The following is an 18,424-nucleotide window of genomic DNA, read 5'->3' on the forward strand; positions in this document are numbered from 1 at the left end:
CGCCAACCAGCTCGCCCACTATCTCCGCTCCGTCGTGCAGCTGAAGCCGAACGACCTGGTCGGCCTGGTGCTGGACAAGAGCGAGCTGATGATCACCGCGATTCTGGCGGTGTGGAAGACCGGGGCGGCCTATGTGCCGATCGACCCGGGCTACCCCGACGACCGCATCGCGTTCATGCTGGAGGACACCTCGGCACGGCTGGTGGTGACGGGCCAGGCCCACAGCGAGCGGCTGCGCGGGCTGCCCGGCGCGGACGTGCTGCCGGTGATGGACATCGAGCTGCTGCCGATGGGCTACCGGTCGACCGAGAACCCGGTCACGGCGGTCACCAGCACCGACCTGGCGTACGCGATCTACACCTCGGGCACCACCGGCAGGCCGAAGGCGGTGCTCGTCGAGCACCGGGGAGTGGTCAACCTCCAGGCATCCCTGGCGAAGCTGTTCACGCTCGACAGGAGCGAGGGCGAAGAGGCCCTGCTGTCGTTCTCCAACTACGTCTTCGACCACTTCGTCGAGCAGATGACCGACGCCCTGCTCAACGGGCAGAAGCTGGTCGTCCTCGACGACACGATGCGCACGGACGCCGAGCGTCTGTACCGGTACATCAACGACGAGAAGGTCACCTACCTCTCCGGAACGCCGTCGGTCCTCTCGCTGTACGACTACTCGACGACGACGTCCCTGACCCGGATCGACGCCATCGGCGAGGACTTCACCGAGCCGGTGTTCAACAAGATCCGCGGAATGTTCCAGGGCACCATCATCAACGGGTACGGCCCCACCGAGATCTCGATCACCAGCCACAAGCGGCCGTACACGGTCGGCGAGCGCCGTTCGACCAAGAGCATCGGCCACCCGGTCGACAACTACACGGCCTACGTGCTCAACAAGTCGATGCAGCGCGTCCCGGTCGGCGGGATGGGCGAGCTCTACATCGGCGGCGTCGGCGTCACCCGCGGCTACCTCAACCGGGACGATCTGACCACGGACCGATTCGTGGACAACCCGTTCCAGACCCCCGAGGAGAAGGCATCGGGGCGGAACGCCCGCGTCTACAAGACGGGCGACCTGGTCCGCTGGCTTCCCAATGGCGAGCTGGAGTGTCTGGGCCGTACCGACCTCCAGGTCAAGATCCGCGGCCAGCGCGTCGAACTCGGCGAGGTCGAGGCGGCCCTGTCCTCCTATCCCGGAGTGACCCGCTCCCTGGTGATCGCCCGCGAGCACCAGGACGCCGGGCTCACCACGCAGAAGTACCTGGTCGGCTTCTACGTCGGCGACGGCGAGCTCGACGAGCAGGACCTGAAGCAGTGGATGCGCCGGAAGCTGCCCGAGGCCGTCGTCCCCTCCCGCGTCCTGCGGATCACCGACATCCCCGTGACCCCCAGCGGAAAACTCGACGTCAAGCGGCTCCCGGAGACGGACTTCGCGCCGGGCGACAGCGCCGAGTACATCGCGCCGTCCAACGACGTCGAAGCCAAGCTGTGCGGCATCTGGTCCACCGTGCTCGGCGTCCCCCCGGAGCGCGTCGGCGTACAGGACGACTTCTTCGCACTCGGCGGCGACAGCCTCCGCGCGATGGTGCTCGCCCAGGCCATCACCACCGGCTTCGGCCGCGGCCTCGGCGTCGCCACCGTGCTCCAGCACACGACCCTCGGGGCCCAGGCGAAGCACATCCGGGAATCGGCCGCACAGGCCGACGACGAGCACATCGAGCCGGCCGCCGGATACGCCGCCACCGGCGCCGAGCACCCCCCGGTGTCGCTCGCCCAGGAACGCCTGCTCTTCATCGACGAATTCGAGGGCGGAACCGCCGCCTACAACATCCCCTTCGTCCTCCGGATCGCCACCGGCGACGGCGTGGACCAGGACTCGATCACCCACGCCCTGCGGGCGCTGGTGCGGCGCCACCCCGCGCTGCGCACCCTGCTCACCACCGACGACGACGGCGTCCGGCGGCAGCGCATCCTGCCCGGGGACGACGCCTCGGCCGCGTTCGGCGTCCCCGTGCACACGGCCGGCGGCGTCGCCGAGCTGGACGAGAAGCTCGTCGAGCACTCCGGATATGTGTTCCGTCTCCACGAGGAGCTCCCCGTCCAGGCGGACCTGTTCGAGCTCGCCACGGGGCCCGGCAGCCTGTATCTGAGCATCGTGCTCCACCACAGCTGCTTCGACGGCTGGTCCTGGAGCGGCTTCCGCGAGGAGCTGGCCGCCCTGCTCCACGGGGTGCCCGAGACCGAGCTCGGCACGGTCCACGGAACCTACGCGGACTTCGCCGTATGGCAGCGCCAGTATCTGAGCGGCCGGCGGCTGTCGGCGCTCACCGACTACTGGACCGACGCGCTGGCCGGGTTCGAGACGGTCAGACTGCCGCTGGACCGCCCGCGCCCGCCCCGGTTCGACTACCGCGGCCGGGAGATCGAATTCGACCTCGACGAGCGGACCATGGACGCCCTGAAGGCCCTGGCCCAGTCGGAGCGGGTGAGCCTCTACAGCGTGCTGCTCGGCGCGTGGAACCTCATGCTCCACCAGTACACCGGCCAGCGCGACTTCGTGGTGGGAACCCCCTCCGCCAACCGGGGGCGCCCGGAGTTCGACCGTACGGTCGGATTCTTCGCGAACCTGCTCGCGCTGCGCACCCGCATCGACGCGGAGGCGACGCTGACGGAGTACGTCCGCTCGGTCGGCGCGGACGTCGTGGCGGCACAGGTCCACGGCGAGCTGCCGTTCGAACAGCTCGTCAAGGAGCTCCAGCCGGAGAAGGACCCGAGCCGCCACCCCGTCCTCCAGATCAACTTCACCCTCCAGAACGTCACGGACCGCGCCCACGGCACAGCCCCGTCGGAGCAGCGGCCGGCGCTGATCGACTACAAGCCGGACGGCGGCGGCTGGACGGCCACCAAGTTCGATCTGTCGGCCACCATCACCGACACCCCGGACGGGCTGACGGGCAATCTGACCTACGCCGCGTCCCTCTTCGACGACGAGAGCGCCGAAGGGTTCATCGCCACGTTCCAGCACATCCTCGGGGAGTTCGCCCGGCTCGCCCCCGCCGGGGGCCGGGCCAGGCTCGCGGACGTCACCGGCCTGACCGAAGCGGAACGGGCGGCGCTGCTGGCCGGCGCCGGGACCGCGGCCCCCACCGCCCCGTCCCGGACGCTGCCCGCGGTGTTCGAGGAGCAGGCGGCGGCCTGGCCGGACGAGATCGCGGTGGTGTACCGCGACACCCGGCTGACCTACCGCGAGCTCAACGAGCGGGCCAACCGGCTGGCGCACCATCTCCGCTCCGTCGTGCAGCTGAAGCCCGGCGACCTGGTCGGCCTGGTGCTGGACAAGAGCGAGCTGATGATCATCGCGATTCTGGCGGTGTGGAAGGCCGGGGCGGCGTATCTGCCGATCGACCCGGGCTACCCCGACGACCGGGTCGCCTTCATGCTGGAGGACACCCGGGCGCGGCTGGCGGTGACCGACCGGGCCCACGGCGCATGGCTGCGCGGGCTGCCCGGCGCGGCGGAGCTCCCGGTGGTGGACATCGACACGGCGCCGCTGGACCACGGGCCGGCCCAGAACCCGGTCACCGCGGCCACGAGCACCGATCTCGCCTACGCGATCTACACCTCGGGCACCACCGGCAAGCCCAAGGCGGTGCTCGTCCCGCACCGTGCGGTCGACAGCTTCCGGGAGCAGCTGGCCGGACGCTACTTCGCAGCGCCCGACGCCGGACGCCAGGGCGTCCTGTTCCTGGCCAACTACGTCTTCGACTTCTCCGTGGAGCAGCTGGCGCTGTCGGTCCTGGGCGGCCACACCCTCATCGTCCCGCCGCCCTCGCTCGTCCACGACGACGGTTTCTACGACTACGCCAACCGCGCGGGACTGACCTATGTGAGCGGTACGCCGACCCAGATCCAGCAGTTCGACCTCGCGCGGCTGACGGGACTGAGCACGGTGCTCGTCGCCGGAGAGGCGTTCCACGAGCACCACTTCGAGAAGATCCGGAGCGAGTACACCGGACCGATCGTCAACGCCTACGGCACCACGGAGACCGCCGTCTACAACACGGGCCGGCGTTTCGAGCCCGGCGAGCCGTACCGGAACACCATCGGAGCGGCCCTCGGCAACACCCGGCTCTATGTGCTCGGCGACTCGATGAACCTGGTCCCCCCGGGAGCGGTCGGCGAACTCTACGTCGCCGGCGAATGCGTCACCGACGGATATCTCAACAGGCCGGAGCTCACGGACGAGCGCTTCCTGCCGAACCCGTTCCGGACCGAGGCCGAGCACCGCGACGGCCGCTGCGCGGTCCTCTACCGGACCGGCGACCTGGTCCAGCGGAACCGGAACAGCGATATCCAGTACGTGGGACGCAACGACGCACAGGTCAAGGTCAACGGCCTCCGCATCGAACCCGGCGAAGTGGAAGCGGTCCTCGCCGACTGCCCGGGGGTACGGGAGTGCGCCGTCGTCGCCGCGGCGGACGAGCGCACGCCCGACAGCAGGCTGCTCGTCGGCTACTACGTGGCGGACGCCGGCGCGACCGTCGACGAGGACGGGATCTTCGCCGCCCTGCGGGCGAAGCTGATGCCCAGCATGGTCCCCTCGCTGCTGGTCCGGCTCGACCGGCCGCTGCCGATGACCGTCAACGGAAAACTCGACGCCAAGGCCCTGCCGAAGGCGGCCCTCTCCGCGAAGCGGGAGACCTACACCGCCCCGCGCAACCGCACCGAGGCCCGGCTCTGCCAGCTGTGGAGCGCCCGGCTGCCGGGCGGCACGGTGGGCATCGACGACGACTTCTTCCGGTCCGGCGGCGACAGCATCAGCGCCCTGCATCTGGCGAGCCAGGTGCAGCGGGAGGTCAAGCGGAAGGTCAGCGTCAAGGACGTCTTCGACTTCCCCACCGTCCGGCTGCTGGCCGACAACGTACTGGCCGCCCCGGCCGCCCCCGCCGGGGCCGAGGGCGACGGAACCGAGGCCCCCGAGCAGGGCCGGCTGAGCGGCGACTGCCCGCTGCTCCCCGTCCAGGAGTGGTTCTTCGCCAAGCCGCTCGCGGACCGCGGCTGGTGGAACCAGAACTTCGCCGTCAGGACCCCGCAGCTCGATGTGACGAGGCTGCGTCAGGCCCTGGCGGAGCTGATCGACCACCATGACGCGTTCCGGCTGCGCTACACCACCGGGTCCGGCGACGACGGCCACCGGATCACCCAGACCTACGACGAGGGCCGCCAGGACGTCGTCCTGCGCGAACTCAACGTCAGCGGTCTGCGGGAGGAGGACATCAGCCGGCGGCTCGCCGACTGGCAGAGCGGCTTCGACCTGGAGCGCGGCCCGGTCCACTGCGTGGCGTATCTCCACGGCTTCGAGGACGGGACCGCCCGGGTCTGGTTTGCCCTGCACCATCTGATCGTCGACACCGTCAGCTGGCACATCCTCGCCCAGGATCTGGAGATCCTGTACCACGGCGGGCAGCTGGAGGAGAAGACGAGCAGCTACCGCCAGTGGGCCCAGGCGCTGAGCCGCTATGTCCCCAGCGAGGACGAGCGGCGGCTCTGGGCGGAGACCGCCCAGAGCATGGCGTCGACGGCGCCGGCCGCGCTGTCGCCGGCTTCGAGCGGCGCGGCGACGCACCGCGAGGAGTTCGCCCTGAACCCGTCGGACACCCAGACCCTGCTCACCGAGAGCCACCGGGCGTACGACACCACCATGAACGACCTGCTGCTGACGGCGACCGGATACGCGCTGCGGTCGATCACCGGGCTGGCGACGAACCATGTCACGGTCGAAGGCCATGGCCGGGAGCTCTTCGACGGGGCCCCCGACGTCCGGGACACGGTCGGATGGTTCACGACGATGCATCCGCGGGCCGTCGAGGCGGACCCCGACGATCTCGGGCGCAGCATTCTCGGGACGCGGGAGGCCGCCCGCCGGGTACCGCACCACGGTGTCGGATACGGCGCCCTCTTCGGCCGGTACGGCGGCGAGCGCGCGCCGCTGCCGCTGGTCAGCTTCAACTATCTCGGGCGGATCTCCGACGAGGGGGAGGGGACGCCGGACCTCCCGGTGGGCTGGCAGCTCGACTCGGCGATGTCGGGCAGCGACATCTCGGACCGCAACCGGGGAGCCGACCAGTTCAGCGTCGATGTGACGATGAGGTGCACCGGCGGCCGGCTCGTCACCGTGGTCGACAGCCGGCTGGACCGGGCCGTCACCCAGCGGTTCACGAGCGAGCTGAAGGTGTGGCTGGAGCGGCTGACGGCCCATACGTCGGCCGTGGCGAGCAGCGGGAGCGAGCGGGAGCAGGCGGGGCCGGCGGAGGCGCCCGCGGGCGTCTTCGATCCGTACATCCTCGTCAACGAGGAGAGCGCGGAGCGCACCCTCTTCGTCTTCCCGCCCGGCGAGGGCGGCGCCGAGAGCTATCTGAGCAATATCGCGCAGCGGCTGCCCGGCTACCGGCTCGTGCTGTTCAACAATGTGCATCTGCACTCCCCGATGGAGTCGTTCGAGGAGCTGGCCCGGTTCTATCTGGGGCACATCCGCAGCCTTCAGCCCGCCGGCCCGTACAGCTTCCTCGGCTGGAGCTTCGGCGGAGTCCTCTCGCTGGAGGTGTCGCTTCAGCTGGCGCGCGCGGGCGAGAAGATCGACAACCTGTTCCTCATCGACCCCTACTTCGACGCGCGGAATTCATCGGCCCGGATCGGGCTTCCCGGCGTCGAGGACATCCTCGATCCGATCAACTACCACTACACGCCGGACCAGGAGGATCTGGAGCGGCTCAGGGCTGGACTCGGCCGGCTGATGATGTTCAAGGCGGGCGAGCCGAACGAGATCGTCCGCGACGAGCAGCAGGCCCGGCTGTTCGAGTTCTATCTGCGGTCGCCCTACAACGGCCTGGACTCGCTCCTGCCGGCCGAGTCGATCGAGATCCACCAGCTGAGTGGTGAGACCCACCATTCATGGGTACGGAACGAGCGCCTGGTCACCGGCATATGCGAACGCGTCTCCGCGTCGCTGTCGGAAACCCGGTGAAGTGAACAGACGGATGGCGGAGCCGGCGTCGGCCGGCTCCGCCCGCGTCCAGCAGATAGCGGTCGCGCGCTCGTACGGCGCGACCGCCCGGGAGGGCGTGCCGCGCGCCCTGCCCAGTCACCAGCGCCAGGTGCGGAGTACACGGAGGTTTGCATGCCCATTCTGATGCCGTCGGCGGAAGTTCCGACCATCGACATCTCGCCGCTGTCCGGAGACGACGCGAAGGCGAAGCAGCGGGTCGCGCAGGAGATCAACAAGGCTGCCCGCGGGTCCGGCTTCTTCTACGCGTCGAACCACGGTGTGGACGTACAGCTGCTCCAGGACGTGGTGAACGAGTTCCACCGGAACATGAGCGACCAGGAGAAGCACGACCTGGCGATCAACGCGTACAACAAGGACAACCCGCATGTGCGCAACGGCTACTACAAGGCGATCAAGGGGAAGAAGGCCGTCGAGTCCTTCTGCTACCTGAACCCGTCGTTCTCCGACGACCACCCGATGATCAAATCCGAGACCCCGATGCACGAGGTGAACCTCTGGCCGGACGAGGAGAAGCACCCGCGGTTCCGGCCCTTCTGCGAGGACTACTACCGGCAGCTGCTCCGGCTTTCCACGGTGATCATGCGGGGGTACGCGCTGGCGCTGGGCCGGCGCGAGGACTTCTTCGACGAGGCGCTCGCCGAGGCCGACACGCTGTCCTCCGTGTCGCTGATCCGCTACCCCTATCTGGAGGAGTATCCGCCGGTCAAGACGGGCGCGGACGGTACCAAGCTGAGCTTCGAGGACCATCTGGACGTCTCGATGATCACCGTGCTGTACCAGACCGAGGTGCAGAACCTCCAGGTCGAGACGGTCGACGGCTGGCAGGACATACCGAGGTCCGACGAGGACTTCCTGGTGAACTGCGGTACGTACATGGGCCACATCACCCACGACTACTTCCCGGCCCCGAACCACCGGGTGAAGTTCATCAACGCGGAGCGGCTGTCGCTGCCGTTCTTCCTCAACGCCGGGCACAACAGCGTCATCGAGCCGTTCGTGCCGGAAGGCGCGGCCGGGACGGTGAAGAACCCGACGACGTCGTACGGGGAGTACCTTCAGCACGGCCTCCGTGCGCTGATCGTCAAGAACGGCCAGACCTGAGCCGTCGAAGGGCCCGCTGAGGGCCGGTGAGACCGATGATGTGGTGGACGGAGTCTCCGTCCACCACATCAGTCGTTTCCGGGGCGCCGCGGAGGTCCCGGCGAGAAGCGGAGAGCGGGACGCGCACGCCTGCCGCTGGGCATGCCGAGGGCAGCGGGCATGCCGAAGGCGGCGGCCCACCAGCTCGGCCGCCGCCCTGTCGCGCCTAGGTCGTGTCTAGGAGACCGTGACTAGGAACCCTCGACGCGCTGGTACCAGGTGTCGCCCACGACCATGTCCCGGATTCCCCGCGATTCGCAGTAGAACGCGAGATCGGACGTACGGTTGATGAAACCGTCCCCGTTGAAATTCAGCGACGTGTTGCACAGCACGCCGTATCCGCGCTTGGCGGCGAACGCCGTCAGCAGCCGGTGCAGCCGGGGGTTGCCCGAGTCCCGTACGGTCTGGACGCGGGCCGAGCCGTCGACGTGCGTCACGGCGTGCAGACCGCTGTTCTCCCGTACATGACGGAAGTACAGCATGTGCGGATCCTCGAAGTCCTGGTGGAAGACGGCTCCGAGGTCCTCGACCCGGGCGACGGGCGCGATGGGCCGGTAGTCCTCGCGCTGCTTGATGGTGTTGAGCCGGTCGCGGGTGTCCAGGGCGAACGGATCGGCCAGCAGCGACCGGTTGCCCAGGGCGCGCGGCCCGATCTCCCAGCGGCCCTGCACCCAGGCGACGACCCGGCCGGCGGCCAGGGCCGTGGCCAGGGCGTCGTCGTCGAGCGGCATGGAGCGCCAGCGGGCGGCGTCGGGCTGGGCGTCGGTGACGAAGTCGAGTCCGCTGTACACGTTCCAGTCGATGTGGGGATCGCCCGTGAACGTCGAGAGCGCGTCGATGGCGGTGCCCAGCGCCGAACCGGAGTCGTTGGTACAGGGAGCGACGAAGACCGAGGAGAAGTGACCGAGGTCGGCCCACTGGCTGTTCCAGTCGCAGTTCAGCCCGCAGCCGCCGGAGATGTACAGCGGGCTGCCCTCGGGGGTGTGCTCGCGCGCGGCCTGGGCGAACGTCTCGAAGAGGCGCTCGGTCAGCAGCGCGGCGGCGTTCTTGCACTCGATCGACTCGACGCCCGCGTTGAACAGGACCGAGTCCCGGTACTCGGCCTTGGGCGCCGGGTACATGGAGTCCTGCTTCAGTATCCGCTCGACGACATCCCTGATGTCGGGGCTCGCGTCCGCCGAGTTGCCGAACGCCGCCAGGGCCATCAGCTTGCCGGCGTCGTTCAGGCGCGGCTTCGCCCCGGTCTCGGCGAAGGTCGGGTCGGCGAGCCCGAAGAGGAAGGCGTAGCGCGCACCGGGCTCCGAGAGAACCGGGACCTTGCGGATGATCCGGTTCTGGGAGTCGACGAGATAGAAGGCGCCGACGTCGCCCTCCCAGACGAGGACCGTCCGCACGGGTGCGGCGTCCCTCGGAGCCATTCCGAGCGCCATGTAGATATGCGACCGCTCATGCGTCGAGCTGAAGAACTTGACCTCTTTGCCGAAGAAGCGGGAGGTGGTGACGGTGGGCTCCTGGATGCCCTCGTACCCCGCACCGGTGTACGAGATGCCCCGGGGGCGCAGGTCGCTCCAGCCGCCGAGCGCCACCACGTCCGGAATGGCGTCCAGCCGCTCGGCGATATCGAGGATGGTCGTCGGCAGCAAGGGCGTGTACCGGGGGCGTGAGTCCTTCTCCGACTCAAGCGAGTAGAGCAGCTGACGATTGTCGATCGCGGCGACGGCGCCGTCGTGACCCGGCTTCAATGCAACGACGAGCATTCCTATCCTTCCAACGCACTGGACCATCGTCGATGGTCAGGTGTGATCTGATTCCCTGGCCTGGCTGAGGCGGCGGCAGCGCCTTCGTGCGGGAGGGCTCTCGACGACCGCGCTCCTGGGGTGAGTGACCGCGACGGCGGGCGAACGGCCGTCCAGCGGCATGAGCCGGACCAGGACCTCGCGGACCCGTTCCGGCTCATGTAGCTCGCGTGTCCCCCGCCTCGGTCACAGCGTCATCAACACTGTGTCCCTCGCGGCGGTGCCTACGACTCGGTGGTCGCGTGCATCGTGACGTAGTTGGTCCCGATCCACTCCCCGAACGTCGCGGTCTCGGCGTCGAGGCTGACGTCGAGGCCGTACGACCGGGCCTTGGGGACCGAGAACGAGAAGTCGGTCGAGGGGCGGAGGAAGAAGACGCTGGACGTCCGGCCGCTGCCCTCCCGCATGCTGGCGTCCGGGGACCTGACGTGGTGGTTGGGCGCGGGGACCGCGCCCTGGGTGGCCAGCGGGGCGATCGCGCCGCACAGCACGACCACGGCGTCCTGCACGACCGGCAGATCCACCATCTTGCCGCCGATCTCGGCCTGGAGGCTCACGAACCCGTTGGCGCACGGGGTCTGGTGGATGAAGGTGATGATGGAGAGGTCGTAGTGCGGGGCCATCCGCCGTGGCTCCTGCTCGGCGGAGCGGTGCTCCGGGACCTCGGGGAAGTACCGCAGCCGCAGCACGGGGTCGCAGTCCAGCAGCTTGTCCATGTCCCCGGCGTCATAGGTGCCGGCCGAGTTCAGGACCATCCGCGCGGTTTCCTGCGCGGCGGCGTAGAGGCTGTCGAAGTACTCCGTCCACACGGTCTCGAACCGCTGCGAGGGGAAGAGATTGTCCGAGATCCCCATGGAGAAGGACATCGAGTAGTCCGTGTAGGTGCCGGTGTTGGTCACCTGGGCCGTGCTCTCGGCCTCCAGCGCGGAGTAGCCGCGGCGCATGGTCGCTATCTTCGTGGTCACGGCCTGCTTCTCCTCAGGAGTGCCGTGAGCGAAGAAGTCCATCGCCGTGTCCGTGGCCAGCTGGTGCTCTTTCTCGCCCGCACCGTAACCGGTGAGGTAGAAGACGCCCATCTCCGTCACGCACTTGCGGAACTTCTCCTGGTCGACGCCTTTCCGCAAATCGGCGAGACTGAAGATTGGTACCGTCGTGTCTGCCATGTTCACCTGCTCCTTCTCAGCATTTCTGGCACCCCCGACAGCCGTTCGGCCTCGCCCTCGGTTTATACGGGTGGATACCGGTGCATCCGGGCACGTTATATGCCGCCCGGCCGTGGACTCGGTCCGCGGCCGGGCGGCGATTATTTATGGAAGAGTAGTGCGCGCATTTCCAGGGAAGTTCGCAGATGTCCCGTGGTCGGTCCTTTTTCGTCGAAAAAGGCCGTGTGCGGACAGAGGCCGGCTACATCGGCGAGGCCGGGCCGCTCCGTGTCTTCGCCGAAAAGCGCCAGGTCACGACTTGCGCTGTCGTAACACTTGAAGAACATCACTTCATCGGGCGAGAGCGATCCCCAGTAGTACCAGCGGTGGCCGGGGTTGTACCGGACAGAGTAGTTCTCACGGTCCTTGAGCCACGCGGGGAAGTCCAGCCGGGTCGCCACCAGATCGGCGGAGAGATTCACCGACCGGTAGTCGCAGACGGCGAGCGGAAAATTCCGAACGGGCTCGATCAGCGGTCGCCAGATGTTGATGATCTGAAACCTGCGGAATCGGCGTCCTGGCTCCCCGTACTCCGCGGCGCGGGCCAGGGCGCTCTTCGGGCTCTGGTCGACATGCACACGCAAATGCGGTGATTGGGAGGACGGATCGCCCGGAATTCCTGCGTCCTCGCGCCGCACGGTAGCGTCGAAGAACTCTATCGTGTCGGCGCCGGTGAGGGATTTCAAGAGCTCTTCCGTCTCACGCTGATAGCGTTCGATCGACGGTGCGGAGCGCTCCACGAGGTCTCGGTGATCCACCCGAGTAGGGGCCGTGATCTTTTCGAAACCCATGGTGTCGAGTTTCGGCAGGATCGTGCTGCCGCGCACATCGGTGATGGTTGTCTCGGTGGCGACCTTACGGAAATTGAAGAGCACCTCGGGCGGCTGGGATACGGCGTCGATGCACCAATCGTCGTCTCCGCTCGTCGGTGTGAGCGGTGCGCTGTAGTACAAGAGACTCGATATGGCTGACATGACCACCCATTCCGCTGAACCTTGAAGCTCTCTTTGCTGCCCGAACGCGATTGCGTGCGGGCTGGCAGGGATTCCCGGTCCGCCCTGTGCCGCGGCCTGCATACGCGTATGCCTACGCGTATGCCTGGGCGTACGCGTGCGCCTACGCTTACGGCTTCGGCGTCGACCGGCGGAAGACGCCGCGGTCCAACTGGGAGCCGGCGTTGCTGTACATCATGTCCATGGTCAGCACATCGCTGAATGCCGCGAGATACTCGGTCAGCAGCTTGGGGGTGTACCGGTACCAGTACGGAATCATGTCCTCGATAATAAAATAGTCACCCTGTTCGAGCAGATGGTCGACCGCCCATTTCATGATGTTGAACGTGTTGACGTGTGCGTCGTCGATGACGATCAGCGGGTGAAGCGCTTCGCGGAGGGGCTCGAAGGTCTTCAGGTCGGAGCAGTCGGCCTCGTAGAGGGTGATGTTCGACATCTCGGATTCGGGGATCTGACATCGGGAGAGATCCCGGTCGATTCCGATGACCTGGCAGTCGAATCCCATGAGCTTGGCCATGTCGCGGAACCAGACCAGCGAGCCGCCGTTGAATACGCCCAATTCAACGATCGTGGCGGGGCGCAATTCACACAGCATATCGTGGTACGCTGCCTGCGCATCCGGGTCCTTGAGCATCTTCAAGCCGCGCCACTGATAGCGGGCGAAATCCGAGTACCCAAGATCGCGCGGCGCTTCGGCCCACTTGTCGAGAGGCCAGTCGCGCGGCCTGTCCGTGAGAACGGGCGGGTGGTAAGCCGGGTCTTCTCCTAGGCCCCGGAATGTGTTCAAATCTATGAAGTCTTCACGAGAGTAGTCGTTCATAGCGCTCTCCCTTGGGTTTTAGATGGGCTATTGCTGATCTTGCGGTGTCGGCACGGGGAGCTCGATCTCCCTGATACCGCGGTGACCGGCTGTCGGCGACCGCCGGGTAGCGCGGGCGGAGCAAGCGGGGCGCTCGGCGCGCAGACGCGGGGCATGACGCGGCTCTCCGGTGTCGAGCGGCAGTGCCTGTATCGCGAAATTATGGTCCAGCCAATTTCGATTCGCCCGTCGAACCGGTCCCGTCCGGCGATCTGGACAGTACGTTGTCGGCAAATAGATGGGCTGTCAAGACCCGATGATCACGATAGTTTTTTGGTGATCGGGAGTGCGCATGAGAGCAATTTCTGGCGTGCCATGACGGTGAACTGGTTATTTTGGACTCTCAATGCTGGCCCACACTGCTCTTGAGATCCTCTTCGAGCTCTCTCGGAGTACTCTTCATGGTTTTCTGTCAACGCAGGGAAAGGGCCTGTTCGAGATCGCGTGACGGCTGCTACTGTGCTTCACGTCGATCGAATGCCGGCGGGCCTTGTTTATCTGAATTCAGCGGGAGATACACGATATGGCCGTTGCCGACCGGGATGGCGCCTGCGGCCGAGTGCCGCTCGGCCTCACTGTCGTCAACCTTGACTCCGACTCCGGCGGATCGCCGCCGCGCAGGGCCTTCGAGCACATCACCGCCCACCGCACCCGCCTCGCCGCCGAGCCGGCGGAGCGTGACCGTGACCGGGGCCGTCGGCCCCGAGGCGTCCGTACCGCGCGTCCGCGCCGGATGAGATCCCGCCGACCGGCCACGATCATTCAGCGCTTGCGCTGAAGGGGCCGACGGGAAACCGGCGCCCCGATGCGGGACCGGGAACCGGTCCGCCGATGCGTCTATTGCTTTCCACTGTGTTGTTGACCACCGGTTATGAGAGGAGCAGTGAGTGTCGATGGACACGACGGTGCCGACGTTCAGCCTGGCCGAGCTTCAGGAGGGGCTCCACCAGGAGGAGTTCCGCAGCTGCCTGGCGGAGACAGGTCTCTTCTATCTGACGGACAGCGGCCTGTCGGACGCCGATCAGAAATCCGCCAAGGACGTCGCCATTGACTTCTTCGAGCATGGCACCGAGGAGGAGAAGCGGGCCGCCACCTCCACGATTCCCACCATTCGCCGGGGGTTCACGGGGTTGGAGTCGGAGAGCACCGCACAGATCACCAACGCCGGAACCTACTCCGACTACTCGATGTGCTACTCGATGGGGCTGGCGGACAACGTCTTCCCCCCGGGGGACTTCGAGCGGGTCTGGACGCACTATTTCGGCCGTATGTATGACGTCACCCAGGAAGTGGCGCGGCAGGTCCTGAAGACGACCGGAACCGAACCGGTGGGCGGCGTCGAGTCCTTCGTCGACTGCGAACCCCTGCTGAGGTTCCGGTACTTCCCCGAGGTCCCCGAGGACCGCAGCGCCGAGGAGCAGCCCCTGCGGATGGCGCCGCACTACGACCTGTCGATGGTGACGGTGATCCAGCAGACGCCGTGCCCGAACGGGTTCGTCAGCCTCCAGGCCGAGATCGGCGGCGCGTTCGTGGACCTGCCGGCCAAGCCGGACGCGGTCCTCGTCTTCTGCGGAGCCATCGCGACCCTGGTGACCGGCGGCCAGGTGAAGGCCCCGAGGCACCATGTCGCGGCGCCGAACCGGGACCAGATCGCCGGCAGCGGCCGTACGTCCAGCGTCTTCTTCCTCCGCCCCGACTCGGACTTCAGCTTCTCGGTCTCCCTGGCCAGAGAGTGCGGATTCGATATCAGCCTGGACGGGGAGACCGCCACGTTCAAGGACTGGATCGAGGGCAACTATGTGAACATTCGCAGGACGTCCGAGGCATAGAGAGAGCAGCCGCAATGCTTGCAGCAGCAGTCAGCAGTACCGATGGCATACGCACCAGGGCGAAGACCGCTCTGACGCGCTGCGGAGTCGACCTCGCCGTGTTCAAGGGCGACGCCATCACCGCCCGTACACCGATCACCGGCGGGGATCTCTTCGCCCTCCGTGCCGACGGGCCGGAAGCCGTCGACCGGGCCGTCGAGGCCGCGCAGGCGGCGTTCCACGACTGGCGTACCACCCCGGCTCCCCTGCGGGGCGCGCTGATCAAGCGATTCGGCGAACTGCTGGGCGAGCACCAGCAGTATCTCGCCGATCTGGTCACCGTCGAGGCCGGGAAGATCCGCTCCGAGGCACTGGGCGAAGTGCAGGAGATGATCGACATCTGCGACTTCGCGGTGGGCCTCTCCCGGCAGCTCTACGGCCGCACCATGCCCTCCGAGCGCCCCGGCCACCGGCTGATGGAGACCTGGCACCCCCTGGGGGTGGTGGGGGTGATCTCCGCCTTCAACTTCCCGGTCGCCGTGTGGGCATGGAACACCGCGGTGGCCCTGGTCTGCGGTGACGCCGTGGTCTGGAAGCCGTCGGAGCTCACCCCGCTGACCGCGCTCGCCTGCACCGCGCTGCTCGACCGCGCCATCGCCGAGACCGGCGTGCCGGCCGGCGTCCATCAGCTCGTGCTCGGTGCGGCGGAGGCCGGCGCACGGCTCGTGGACTCCCCGCGGGTGCCGCTGATCAGCGCGACCGGCTCGACCCGCATGGGCCGCGAGGTGGCCCCCCGGGTGGCCGCCCGGTTCGGCCGGAGCATCCTGGAGCTCGGCGGGAACAACGCCGCCGTGGTGACCCCGTCGGCGGACCTCGATCTCACCGTCAACGCCGCCGTGTTCGCGGCGGCGGGCACGGCGGGCCAGCGGTGCACCACGCTCCGCCGGCTGATCGTGCACGAGTCCATCGCGGACACCGTCGTCGAGCGGCTCGTCCGCGCCTACGGTCAGCTCCCGATCGGCGACCCGTTCCAGGACTCCACCCTGGTCGGCCCGCTGGTGAACGAGGCCGCCCACACCCGGATGCGCGAGTCCCTCGACCGCGCGGTCGCGGAAGGCGGCACCCTGTGCGCCGGCGGCGAACGGCAGCTCGCCGAGGCGGCGCCGGACGGCTACTACGTCCAGCCCGCCATCGTACGGATGCCCGCGCAGACCGCCGTGGTGCGTGAGGAGACCTTCGCGCCGATTCTGTACGTCCTCACCTACCGCGACCTCGACGAGGCGATCCGGCTGCACAACGACGTACCGCAGGGGCTGTCGTCCGGGATCTTCACGGCCGACCAGAGCGAGGCGGAGCGGTTCCTGGCGGCCGACGGCGCGGACTGCGGCATCGTCAACGTCAACATCGGAACCTCGGGCGCGGAGATCGGCGGCGCGTTCGGAGGAGAGAAGGAGACCGGCGGCGGACGCGAGTCCGGTTCGGACTCCTGGCGGGCCTATATGCGCCGCGCGACCAACACGGTCAACTACTCCGGGCAGGTCACGCTGGCGCAGGGCGTGAACTTCTCCCAGTAGAGCGGCTGCCGGACCGCACGGGGCTCCCGCCCCCCCGGCCGCATGGCCTGTTCCGGGGCGGCCCCGTACACCCCCGGCTTGATGGGTGCCGCCCGTGGCCGGGGGCTCGACCGAGCCCCCGGCCACGGCCCCGCGCCAGGGCACCCGAGCCCCGCGGGACCGGGGGAGCGGAGCAGCCCTCCTCCCGGGGCCCGGGACAAGGGCTTGTCATCGCACGGAGTGCGCCCATGCCCACGCCCATGCCCATGCCCACACCCACACCCACACCCATGCCCGCGCTCGCCGGAGCGCGGTGATCGATACGTATACGTAACGGGGGGAAAGTCAGCCATGCAGGGGAGATCTGCCGCCGTGACGGCGCTCGCGTTGGCATGTGCGGCGCATTTCCTGGTGGTGTTCGACGTCTCGGTGATGACCGTCGCGCTGCCCTCGATCCAGTCGGATCTCGGGTTCGCCCCGGAGAGCCTGCAATGGGTGGTGAGCGGCTACACCCTGGCCTTCGCGGGCCTGCTGCTGCTGGGCGGGCGGCTCGCCGACCTCTATGGTCACCGGCGGGTCTTCGTGAGCGGCCTCGCGGTGTTCACCGTCGCCAGCCTCATCGGCGGGCTCGCCGTCACCCCGGCGATGCTGATCGCGGCCCGCGCGGCGCAGGGGATCGGCGCGGCCGTGCTCGCCCCGCTGTCCCTGACCCTGCTGACCACCACGTTCCCCGAAGGCCCGCGGCGCACCCGGGCGCTGACGATATGGACCGCGGTGGGCCTGGCCGGCGGGGCGTCGGGCAATATGCTCGGGGGAGTGCTGACCGAGTATCTGTCCTGGCGCTCGGTCCTGCTGATCAATGTGCCGATCGGGGTTCCCGCGATGCTGCTGGCCGTCCGGGTGATCGCCCGGCGGACCGGCCCCCAGCGACGGGTCCGCCTCGATCTGCCCGGGGCGGTGCTGGCCACGGCCGCGCTGACCCTGCTCACCCTCGGCGTCGCCCAGGCCCACACCCACGCCTGGTCCGACCCCCGTACGGCGCTGCCCCTCCTCGGCGGGCTCGCCGCCCTCGCCGCGTTCGCGGTCGTCGAGACGAGGTACGCCCCGACACCGCTGATACCCCCGCGCCTGTTCGGACTCCCCGGGATCGGCTGGGGCAATCTGGCGATGCTGCTGGCGGGGGCGAGCCAGGTCCCGGTCTGGTACTTCCTGACCCTGACCATGCAGGACGTGCTGCACTACAGCGCCGCGCAGACGGGCCTCGGCTTTCTGCCGCACGCGGTGGTGATGCTGGTGGTCGGGCTGCGTCTCATCCCCTGGCTGATGCAGCGGGTGCAGGCCAGGACCCTGATAGCCGCCGGGGCGCTCATCGCCGCGTCGGGATTCTGGTGGCAGAGCGCCATCACCCCGGACAGCGGCTATCTCACCGGCATCTTCGGCCCGGCCGTGGCGATCTCGCTGGGGGGCGGACTGCTCAGCACCCCGCTGATCACCACCGTCACCGCGGGCGTCGACTCCGCCGACGCGGGCGCGGCCTCCGGGCTCATGAACACCACCCGGCAGTTCGGCGGCGCGTTCGGCCTCGCCGTGGTGCTCACCCTCACCACGACCGCCTCCGGCACGCCCGCCGCACTGGCGGAGAGTTACGGAAACGCGTTTCAGGCCATCGCCGTGATCCTGCTCGCCCTCGCCGCGCTCACGCCGGTGCTGCCCGTTCTGCGCGAGCGCCAGCACGCCGCCCAGCGCTGACGAACGGCCTGCCCATGGGCGCCGGCGGGGGAGGGGACACCGGTCATCGGAGTGCGGGCCGGTGCTCGCGATGGTGTGGCGGGCCGCCCGCCGAGCCACGCGGAGAGGCGCCCAACTCTCGGCCGGGTCAGCCCGATCGCCTTCGAACAGTGATCGGTTAAGCTGGCCGCCGCCGGACAGTCGACGGTGTCAACGCTTCGGGAGCACGCCCGTATGCCGGACCGACGCCCTCGGCAGGAGTTCG

The 18,424-nt window shown here is 68.3% G+C and carries 9 protein-coding genes; 5 read left to right on the forward strand and 4 right to left on the reverse strand.

The genetic code is table 11. The features are described 5' to 3' along the window. The first annotated feature begins 34 nt into the window (after positions 1–34). Together FF041_RS39175 and FF041_RS21045 are read left to right on the forward strand one after the other, a co-directional pair. Positions 35–7,018 carry a non-ribosomal peptide synthetase gene (locus tag FF041_RS39175; protein WP_323392301.1) on the forward strand — a complete coding sequence of 2,328 codons (6,984 nt, stop codon included), beginning with the start codon at positions 35–37 and terminating at the stop codon, positions 7,016–7,018. Between the two features lie 153 nt (positions 7,019–7,171). Beyond that, complete coding sequence (locus tag FF041_RS21045; protein ID WP_194292111.1) at positions 7,172–8,161, forward strand: 2OG-Fe(II) oxygenase family protein; 990 nt, start codon at positions 7,172–7,174, stop codon at positions 8,159–8,161. Positions 8,162–8,391: 230 nt separating this feature from the next. On the opposite strand, the gene cmcH is transcribed toward FF041_RS21045, so the two are convergent. The 4 genes from cmcH to FF041_RS21065 form a co-directional block, all read right to left on the reverse strand. Beyond that, the gene (gene cmcH, locus FF041_RS21050) at positions 8,392–9,957 is read right to left on the reverse strand and encodes a 3'-hydroxymethylcephem-O-carbamoyltransferase (RefSeq protein ID WP_153524213.1); all 1,566 of its coding nucleotides are present in this window, start codon (positions 9,955–9,957) and stop codon (positions 8,392–8,394) included. Between the two features lie 263 nt (positions 9,958–10,220). After that, positions 10,221–11,159 (reverse strand): 2OG-Fe(II) oxygenase family protein, encoded by a 939-nt coding sequence (locus FF041_RS21055; protein ID WP_153524214.1) that lies wholly within the window; start codon positions 11,157–11,159, stop codon positions 10,221–10,223. Between the two features lie 140 nt (positions 11,160–11,299). Then, positions 11,300–12,274, reverse strand: coding sequence for a CmcJ/NvfI family oxidoreductase (locus FF041_RS21060; protein WP_228388457.1), 975 nt, complete (start codon positions 12,272–12,274; stop codon positions 11,300–11,302). Between the two features lie 46 nt (positions 12,275–12,320). Then, complete coding sequence (locus FF041_RS21065; RefSeq protein WP_153524215.1) at positions 12,321–13,031, reverse strand: CmcI family methyltransferase; 711 nt, start codon at positions 13,029–13,031, stop codon at positions 12,321–12,323. A gap of 932 nt (positions 13,032–13,963) precedes the next feature. On the opposite strand from FF041_RS21065, the gene FF041_RS21070 reads away from it, so the two are divergent. From FF041_RS21070 to FF041_RS21080, 3 genes are all read left to right on the forward strand, one after another. Further along, on the forward strand, positions 13,964–14,899 hold the full coding sequence (locus FF041_RS21070) for a 2OG-Fe(II) oxygenase family protein (RefSeq protein WP_153524216.1): 936 nt from the start codon (positions 13,964–13,966) through the stop codon (positions 14,897–14,899). A gap of 14 nt (positions 14,900–14,913) precedes the next feature. After that, complete coding sequence (amaB, locus tag FF041_RS21075; RefSeq protein ID WP_153524217.1) at positions 14,914–16,452, forward strand: L-piperidine-6-carboxylate dehydrogenase; 1,539 nt, start codon at positions 14,914–14,916, stop codon at positions 16,450–16,452. Positions 16,453–16,782: 330 nt separating this feature from the next. Further along, positions 16,783–18,180, forward strand: coding sequence for an MFS transporter (locus tag FF041_RS21080; RefSeq protein ID WP_153524218.1), 1,398 nt, complete (start codon positions 16,783–16,785; stop codon positions 18,178–18,180). The last annotated feature ends 244 nt before the right edge of the window (positions 18,181–18,424 follow it).

Origin of the sequence: Streptomyces jumonjinensis (assembly GCF_009600885.1) — a bacterium.
GTDB classification, from domain to species: domain Bacteria; phylum Actinomycetota; class Actinomycetes; order Streptomycetales; family Streptomycetaceae; genus Streptomyces; species Streptomyces jumonjinensis.

Excerpts from the sequence above, each read along its gene's own strand:
- FF041_RS21045 (WP_194292111.1), top strand. The coding sequence starts at position 7,172 with ATGCCCATTCTGATGCCGTCGGCGGAAGTTCCGACCATCGACATCTCG.
- cmcH (WP_153524213.1), bottom strand. The coding sequence starts at position 9,957 with ATGCTCGTCGTTGCATTGAAGCCGGGTCACGACGGCGCCGTCGCCGCG.
- FF041_RS21055 (WP_153524214.1), bottom strand. The coding sequence starts at position 11,159 with ATGGCAGACACGACGGTACCAATCTTCAGTCTCGCCGATTTGCGGAAA.
- FF041_RS21060 (WP_228388457.1), bottom strand. The coding sequence starts at position 12,274 with ATGCAGGCCGCGGCACAGGGCGGACCGGGAATCCCTGCCAGCCCGCAC.
- FF041_RS21065 (WP_153524215.1), bottom strand. The coding sequence starts at position 13,031 with ATGAACGACTACTCTCGTGAAGACTTCATAGATTTGAACACATTCCGG.
- FF041_RS21070 (WP_153524216.1), top strand. The coding sequence starts at position 13,964 with ATGGACACGACGGTGCCGACGTTCAGCCTGGCCGAGCTTCAGGAGGGG.
- amaB (WP_153524217.1), top strand. The coding sequence starts at position 14,914 with ATGCTTGCAGCAGCAGTCAGCAGTACCGATGGCATACGCACCAGGGCG.
- FF041_RS21080 (WP_153524218.1), top strand. The coding sequence starts at position 16,783 with ATGCAGGGGAGATCTGCCGCCGTGACGGCGCTCGCGTTGGCATGTGCG.